Origin of the sequence: Geitlerinema sp. CS-897 (assembly GCF_028368005.1) — a bacterium.
In the GTDB taxonomy this organism is placed as follows: domain Bacteria; phylum Cyanobacteriota; class Cyanobacteriia; order Cyanobacteriales; family Geitlerinemataceae; genus Baaleninema; species Baaleninema simplex.
In genome coordinates this window covers 1-9,351 of sequence record NZ_JAQNCQ010000053.1, presented here as the reverse complement: position 1 = coordinate 9,351, position 9,351 = coordinate 1, and the positions used below count along the sequence as shown (strand labels likewise).

1 protein-coding gene is annotated in these 9,351 nt (G+C 52.3%); it reads right to left on the bottom strand.

The annotated features are described in order from the left end of the window. Positions 1-9,351 (bottom strand): vWA domain-containing protein (locus tag POG22_RS02810; RefSeq protein WP_498903512.1); only part of this gene is annotated, 9,351 nt, incomplete at both ends.

The window sequence follows — 9,351 nt, the reverse complement described above, 5'->3', positions numbered from 1 at the left end:
GGAGGTAATCGCCGGGGGCGTGTTGGTGCCGTTGACTTTGACGGTGAAGCCCTGTCCGCTGAAGCTACCCCGGCTGTCGGTGACGCGGACGGCAAATTCGCGATCGCCGAGTTGAGTTTCGGTCGGTTGCCAGCTCAAAACACCCGTCAGCGGGTCGAGGACGGCTCCGGCGGGGGCGTCGTCTAACTGCCAGATGAGGGCATCGCCGTCGGGGTCGATCGCCTCGAGTCGATAGCGGTAAGGTTGCTCGATCGTGGCGACGAGGGTTGGCTCTGAGGTGACGACCGGTGCGCTGTTCCCGGTTTGATGGGTGACATCGACCGTCCAGGTGACGAGTTCCGTCGCGCCCTGGGCGTCTTCGACTTCGATAGCGAGGTCGTGGCGGCCGAACTGTTCGGCGGTGGGAATCCAGATCGCCCGGCCGGTGTCGTCGATTTCCAAACCCGTCGGACTCGGCGCGATCGCCCGGTAGGTCAGGGTATCGCCGTCGGGGTCGCGAACGGGGAGGGCGTAGGTGTAGGGAACGCCCACTTGCGCGCGAGTATTGGGCGCGGGGGACTCGGCGATTTGAGGGGGTCGGTTGGGCTGCGCTTCGATAACCGTCAGGGGGAAGACTTGCTGGGTTTCGGCACCGCGATCGTCCCGCGCGACGAGGGTGAGTTCCTGCGGTCCTAGTTCGCTGGAACTGGGCGTCCAGGTCAGCCGACCGGTTTCGTCAAGGGTGACTCGGTTCGAGGAACTGTCCGCCAAGCTGTAAGCGATCGAATCGCCCTCGGGGTCGATGGCTCGGAACTCGAACTCGAAGGGTTTGCCCACTTGAGGCGAGGGGACGGCCGCGTCGTCGGTAACGAAGACGGGGGCTTGGTTGGGGGCCTCTACCGTCAGTTGGAAGGCTTGGATCGATCGCGCACCGCGATCGTCCTGCACCCGCAGTAAGAAATCAAAGGTTCCCGTTTGCTCCGCCTGGGGTTTCCAGACTACCAAACCAGTTTCGGCATCCACGAAGGCGCCTTCGGGGGCTAAAGGAAGGTCGTAGGCGATCGCGTCGGCATCGGGGTCGAGGGCGAGGGCGGAATATCGCCATGGCTCCCCAGCCGTCAGGCGGTCTTCGGGGGTAGTCGTTTGGAACTCGGGGGCGGCGTTGGGCGGATCGCCAACGTCCTGAAGTCCGAACAGATGAGAGAAGGTTTCGCCGCCGGTGACCGTCACGGTATCGACGAACGAACCCGTCGTCGGTGCCGTTTCGTGGCGACCGTTGGGGACCACTTGTCGGACGTGGTAGGTTCCCGGCAACAACCCTTCAAAATTGAAGTAATAAGGGTCGCGATCGCCGACGAGCGAAAGGGTCGTGTTCGGTTGGGTTTTCTGCTGGGGTTCGGTCTCGTCGAGCTGTCCGTCGTTGTCGAGGTCGAGGTAGACCGTCACGTTCTCGAGCAACGGTTCGTTGCTCGAACTCGCATCCCAGCCTCCGAAAATATCGAGTAAGTCCTCAGTACGACTGACCTGCAACGCATCGGGGTCGATTAGCTGCATCACTCCCAGATTAGAGGTGTTCCCAATGGCAAATGCCGATACATTGACGTTGGACTTCTCGCGCAGAGAGGCGACGGCTTCTGCATCGATGCTGATAAAGCCATCGGACATAAAGATAACGTTCAGGGTCTCACCGTCCGGTAAGCTATCGGCCAGTCCGGCCGCTACGGCGATTTCCGAACTTCCAACCGCCGAAGCACCGCCCACGCGCGGATTTTGAATCGCTTCTCGGTAATCAGCTAAATCGTTTCCGTTGCGATCGGCTGTAACGCTCGTAAAAGGCTGGAAACCGGATGTCTCCACGTCCATATCCGTTAGGGCGTTACTGCCGAAGGCCATCAGCCCAACTTTCACGTCGTCACCACGGCCTTGAGCGGACATCTGTTCGGCCAGCGCGACGATGGACGCCCATTCAAGATCTTGCACTGACACGGGTCGATTGTCGAAGTTCTCCAGGGTTATATTCGGATCGCCCCAGTTTACCGAGCGCCCTCCCATACTGCCGGATGTATCGACGACGAACAGAACGTTAGGAGAGTCTCCTTCAACGAGATCGATGTCGCGGTAGCCGTTCCCGTTGAGGTCGTCGAATACGGCGCCGCGAATCGCTCCGGTCGCTGACTGGACAGTGACTTCAAATTCCTGAACGTCTCGACCGCCGCGACCGTCGGATACTTCGACTTTAAAGCCGTAAGTTTCACCGGCTCGAGCGTCTTGAGGAAACCATCCGAGCATTCCCGTATCTTGCGTGACGACTGCTCCCGATGGTCCGTCGATCAAACGGTAGTTGAGGTCGTCGTCTTCAGCATCGAAAGTTTCGAGCTGGTATTCGTAAAACCTCTGGTTGAGGCCGAAATCGGTTAGCGGCGTGCTGAGAATCTCAGGAGCGGTGTTGAACGGGTCGGGCATCAAGCGGATCGTATATTCTTGAGCTGCCGTCCCCCCATTTCCGTCTGCCACTTCGAGAGCGACCGGGAATTCAAAAAGCGCTCCGTCGCCACCAGCCGCCGTGCGGCCGTCTCCAGGGGTGACGATATCGGGGCGATCGTCGTCTGCCCAAACTTGGAAACGGTAGTTCAGGGGAGATGCAGAGGTTCCACCTTCGAGATAGAGCGTGTATTCTCCATCTTCAGGCAACACGACATCTTCCAGGTCTGTGTTAAACGACTTCCTCTCGATCGATTGGTAATTCGGATCGTAGAGTTCCCAGTACGAGTTCCACGTGCCTTGCAACGAATCGAAATACAGGCGCTGGTCGGCTCGACCCTTGATTTTATAGACGTCCCCGTACTGACCTGTGGGCAAGCTGCCTTCGACTGGAACCCGCAGCTTCACTTCCCGACCGGCACTCAAATCGAGGAGTTGGAATTGATAATCGTTGGCGCTGTCGTTTTCGCCAGAAATCACCAGATGATAAACCCCGTCTAACTCGAGAGCATACGGATTGGTATCTCTCGAGTAATAGAAGTCATGGGAAAATACCTGCTCGCCGTTGGGAGTGTAGAGTTTGGCATCGACATTCTGTCCGGTCATTCCGTTCAACAAAATCCGTTGTCCGATCTGACCGTCAAAGTTGTAAACTCGAGCGGCGCGACCGTCTGTCGTTCCCGAGACGGCCTGACCGATTTGGATACGCTCGGAAGCATCCTGAGAGAACTCTAAGAGTTGCAAACCGTACTCGCCACTCCATGGCGAGACTTTTACAACGTACTCACCCGTTTGGGTTAACGTTACAGGGTTTATAGTGTAGAGATCGTTACTGCTGCTTATACTAAAAGTTTCCGTACCGTCGGGGGCTATTAGGGTCGTCCGAATATAGTTGTTGACCAAGCTGTCGAAGTAGACCTGCATTCCCGCCGACGCCGTAAAACGGTGAGTCCGAGTTTCGCCGCTCGGCAAATTCCCCGCAATTTTCGTACCGAGACCGCTCGTGGCGATCGGCTCTGTCGAAATGTCCGTCACCTCAAAAGAATACTCGTTCGCTCCCGATCCAGAAGACGCCACAGCCAAGGTATACCGTCCGTCAAGAGGCAATGCTGCCTCAAAATCTAAACTCGCACTCTGCTTCTTAAACTCAGTAAGGGCGCGATTCCCAGGATCGTAAAGATTCCAATAAGCTTCACTGTCTGCCGAGAGCCAATCGAAATTTAAAACTTGCCCGGCCGTTCCCTCGATTTGATACAGTTCGACTTCAGAGTCCAACACCGTTCCAGAAACTGGCTCGCCCAAAGGCAAAGGTGAAACGGTACTGAGATCGCTCAAGCGGAAGCTGTAATCTCCTGTGGCGGTATTCTCACCGTCAATTTCCAAACGATAGAGACCACTTTCTGTCAAAGTTAGGGGTTTCGACCAATCCTCATCTGGATCGACAGACGATAAAGCGCTGCCATCGGGGGCTAAGAGCTTTGCCGTTAAAGAAGGATCGGCAGACAATCCGTCAAAGAACAGCGACTGACCGATACGACCGGTAAATTCATAAATGTGGCGATCGCCTGCTCCCTCCAAGGTTCCTTCTACCACTTGACCGAAAGGAAGCGATAGGGGGTCAAATGTGGCAGCACGAACGGTCAGAGCGTAATCGTTTCGCGTTCCGCCCCGTCCGAGCAACGCTAACGTATAGGTTCCTTCATCTGTCAGCTCCTGCTCGATATCGAGATCGAGTCTTCGATTGCTAAAAACCCTAGTTCCGTCGGGAGCATAGAGGACGTACTGGTCAATTGATTCTCCAGTTGCCTCGAAATATAGATGCGTTCGAGTGTCGTTTTCAAACTGGTACAGTATGGCTTCTCGTTCGCTGGTTCCGAAGTCACCCGAAAGTTCGATGTCGAGAGGGAGTTCGGGACTGGAGGCGAGATCGAACAGTTGGAAGCCATAATTGGTTACGGCATCTTTCTCTATATCGACGACGAGTTGGTACGTACTGTCTTCAGTTAAAGTAAACGGTTCGCGATTGTAAGCTCCCCACTGATTCCAAAGTTCTTTACCACTGTCATCGAGTAAGGAAACCTCGACAGAGGAACTCGAATCGATCAGGGGATGGTAAAACAGCGTCTGACCCAGCTTGCCGGTAAATGTATAAGTATGTTGCTCTCCCGGCTCGGTTAGCTCGTTCGTTACGGTCTCGCCCAACGTTAGATCGAACGTTGGAAATTCTGGCGTGACAATTTCTAATCGGTAACTATTGTCAGTACCGTTGCGACCGTCGAAAACGAGAACGTACTCTCCGTCTCGAGGTAGCGTTGTCTCGTCATCCGTATTGAGCGATTGCCAAAATAACCTATTACCTGCCGAATCGTAGAGTCGGTAATAATTTGGAGAATCGCCAGTGAGTCGATCGAAAAACAGCGTTCGATCGGCTTCACCGGTAAAGCGATAGGCATCGGCAGCGCGACGGCTTTCGCCAAAATCGCCCGTTATTTCTGTATCGAGTGCGACAGTCGGTGCCGCCATCAAGTCGAGAAGACGAAGCGAGTAATCGCCCTGTTGTTCCCAATCTCCATCAATTTCGAGGGTATAAGTTCCCAATTCGTTAAGGAGAACGGGTTCGAGATCGTAGTTACTGCTTAAATTAAACGTTCTGATGGGGCGATCGCTCGGAGAAGTAACGGTCGCTTTGATAGAAGGGCTGTCAGCTAAGTTATCCAGATACAGAAGTTGTCCGGGTGCTCCCTCGAAGGTGTAGGTATCGCGCTCTCCCGCTTCTGAAATCGACCCAACAATCGTTTGTCCGAATTCGTAACTCGACTCGATGAAGTCGGGCGTTCCCAAACGCACTTCGTAGTCTGCCGTCGTCCCGCGACCTTCAACAACGAGGCTATAACGACCGTCTTTTGGTAAAACGGCCTCGAATTCCTCAATATCGCTCGATGTACCTGAAGTGGCGACAGCTTGTCCGGCAGCGTCGTAGATCGAATAGACATCGTCTCCCCGCAAGCGATCGACGTAGATAACTTGACCGGCCGTCCCGTCAAATCCATAAATGTGAGTCGCAGCTGGATCGGCTTCTACACCCACCTTGGAGGTCGAATCGAAAGTCGAGTCGAGGGAAATTAGGTGAGCGTCGCCTTCTGCATCAACGTCTAAAATGCGGAAGCGATATTCCCCAGTTTGGTCTGATGAAGCATCGATTTCGAGACGATAGGTGCCCGTGGTCGGCACTTCAAAAAGTTTGCGATCTGAACCGAGAGATTGTCCGCTCCAAATTCGAGCCCCTTGCGGATCGTATAGAGAACCTCGGGGATCGTAGGAATTCGTACTTTCGAGACCGTCAAACCACAACCGTTGACCGGATTCAGCTTCAAAGGTATAAACGTTAGCTTGACCGGGTTCGGCAATCTCTCCAGAAACAAGACTCCCGAATTCAAACGGCTCGATCGGTAACTGGGGAGGCGTGACGATTTCAAAGCCGTATTGTTGGGTGTTCGAGCGAGTGTTACCTTGAAGCGCTAGAATATACTCCCCATTTCCCGGTAATTCAAAATCGCCCAAATCGTAACTCAAACGTTGGTAATCAATTCGACGCCCATCTGGAGCGTACAAATGAACATAGTTGTAATAATCTCCCTCTAATCTTTCGAGATACAGGTGTTGTCCCTTCTCTCCCGTAAATCGATACAGTTGAGTGGCGAGTTGGTTCGATAAGTTTCCACTCACTTCGCTATCGAAGCTTGCAGAAGCTGCCCCAAAGTTATCGAGGACTTGGAAACTCACCTCGGTTGCTGAAGAACGCTTAGACTCAATAACGAGGTCGTAGTTGCCATCTCGCGTTAAAGTTCTTAGTAGCTCGTCACTGTATAGATTGTAATTCTTGAAAACTTCTGTTCCAGAGGGGTCGTATAGCGTAACGTATACGTTAGAACCTCGATCGGACTCAGTCAGTCCGTCGAACCAAATTTTCTGACCGATCTGACCGGTAAAGCGATAACGTTTGGTTTCACCGGCTGCCAGCGATATAGATCGAGGGGTATTGAGTGCTAAAGGAATGGCAGAAACTGGCGGACTCGGTGTGAAATCGTCCTCTACCGTGGCAATTTGAAAGCGATAGGTTCCCGTCGTATCGTCCTGTCCGTCAATTTCAACTCGGTACTCACCACTTTCAGTTAACGGTAGTCTCTCGGAGTCATCTACCGATTCCGAACCAAAGGATCGATTGGAGGGAGAAAAAATCTCGTAGTTCAGGTTTGAATTGCCTTCTAGCAATTCAAACGCAATATGCTGACCGATCGCTCCGGTAAAAGTGTAGATATCTCGTTCGCCTTTGTGGGCGATTTCACCATTTGCTGGCGTGTCGAGAGCGATCGAAGCTGTTTCTGGAACCGTCGCGACTCGTTCGATCGAATAGTTTAACGGTGTTTCCTCTCCCCCAAGAATGCCGAGGTAATAAGTTCCCGATCCGTGTAAATCGATTTCAAAATTATTCTTAAGTTGGCGACTGGCAATACGTTCGAGGTTAGAGTTGTAAAGATACCAATAAGAACTATACGAGGTTACACTTTCTAAGCTATCAAAGTAAACGGTCTCGTCTGTTCCTCCTTCAAACTGATAAAACTGAACAGAGAAACCTGGATCTAGAATTCCATCAAGAGAAGTTTGTGATTCGATTTTTGGAGCTGTACTGACATCTATCAGTTGGAAGCCGTAACGACCAGTTTGTTCCAAATCACCATCAACTAATAGTTCGTAAACACCATCTTCAGGTAGGCGAACGAGCAAACGATCTCGATCGTCTTTATAGTCAGAATAATATTTCCTAATAATAAGGTCTTCTGATGAGTAAGCTGTTTGACCACTGGGACTCGTTAAGGTTATCTCATGTGAAGATGTACCCTCTAGGGCATCGAGAAATAAAATTTGACCTTTATAACCGGTTAAGGTATAAACATCGCGATCGCCTTTTTCTGTGAGATTTCCGTAAACCGGCGTATTGAGAGCGAGCGTCTTCTCATAGAGATTGGGAGTGACGATTTCAAACTCATAATCCCATGGAGTCGAGGTTTTACCCACAACAGCTAATGTATAAGTATCTTTTCTGGGAAGGACGTATTCGGGGTCTTCACTCGGCCAATTCTCAGAACTAATTTTTTGATTTCCCGAATCGTAAAGCTTCCAATTTTCACCAGAAAGAGAACTCGGCAAGTCAACAAACAAGCGCTGTTCTGCTTCACCGTTAAATTGATAGAGATGCGTTTCCTCTCCCGGATCGATCCTTCCTGATTGAAGGGTGTCGAAGGCAATACTCGGGGCAGCGTTGGCATCGAGTACGCTAAATCTGTAAGAGCCAGTATTCTCCCCTGATGCATCGACTACAATACGATAAGTTCCCGTTTCATCGAATGTTATTGGAACGTAGTCTTCAACCCTATTAAATTGGCTCTTTTTGAGGTTTCGATCGCTCGGGCTGAAAATTGTAGCTTCAATCTCGCTGTTAGTTGAAAAAAGGCGATCGAAGAGAATGCGCTGTCCTTTCTCAGCCTCGAACGTATAGATATCCTCTTCGCCTTTTTCACCAATCTCCCCTGTAACAGAATGGGAATTGGCATTGATTCCTAATTGAAGCGGCTGTTCGATTTCGTCAGGCGTAACGATCTCAAAGGCATATTCAATGCGATCGCTAAGATTTCCCTTACCTTGTAGCGCCAACACGTACTCGCCATCTTCAGGCAAATACAACTCCATGTCATTGCCATAGAATTGGGACTCAACCGCGACATTATCCGGTCCGTAAAGAACCCATTTAAAGTTGCCGCTGTTCGTCGTATTATCGATGAAGAGCTTCTGTTCGGCGTTTCCGGTAAAGCGATAGATTGCATCTTGCGTACCCGTCTCTAATACTCCCTCGATCGGTGTATCGAAAGGCACGAAGGGAACCAAATCGAGTGAGAGAACGCTAAATCCATAGCTGCCCGTCCGATCGGTGTTGGTATCGACAACAACGCGATACTCTCCATTCTTCAGAAGGGTTAGGAGGCGATCGTCACGTTGAGAATATAAGTCAGTAACCAGAAGTTCTTTTCCATCGGGATCGAACACTGTTAAACCCCAATCACTCGCACTGCCCGTATACTGACGCGGATCGAAGTACACGCGCTGTCCGGCAGTTCCGTTAAAGGTAAACGAATCTTGCTCTCCAGGGACGCCGATCTGCCCGAGAACAGTGTCCCCGAGAATAAACGACGACGACGGCGTCCAGTTTACGACTCCGGTTTCTGAATCGACGGTCAGTCCGTCCGGCCCGTACGATACGCCATAGTCTAAGACATCGCCGTCGGGGTCGATCGCATCGGCATCGTAAACGTAAGGCTGCTGAATGTAAGCTTCGACAACTGGCGTCGAGGTAAAGATGGGGGGACGGTTGGGAGGGGGTTCGATCGCCTCTAGGATGTAGCTTCCTTCGACAACTCCCCCACGACCGTCTTCAACTCGTACCCGCAACGTGTGGTTGCCCTCCACGAGCGCCTCTTCAGCCCAGGTCAGCTCACCAGTTTCCGAATCGAGGCTCAATCCGGGCGGTCCTTCAACCAATTCGTAACTCAAAACATCCCCATCGGGGTCTTCCGCCACAACCGAGGCGGTATAAGACTTCCCAAGCAACACCTCCGTCTCGGGGTCGCCGGTAATCAGCGGGTCGCGGTTGAGCTGACTCCAAACCACCAACTCCCCATCGAACTGCACGCCGTGGGGATTGTAAAACTCCAACGTACCCGCCTCGCTCGTTCCCCCCGGACTCAACGCACCCTCAGAAACCAAGTCACTAAAGTCGTAATAGGGAACCCCTTCGTCCGTAACCCCATCCGTTCCCCGCAACCGCACCGTGGGGTC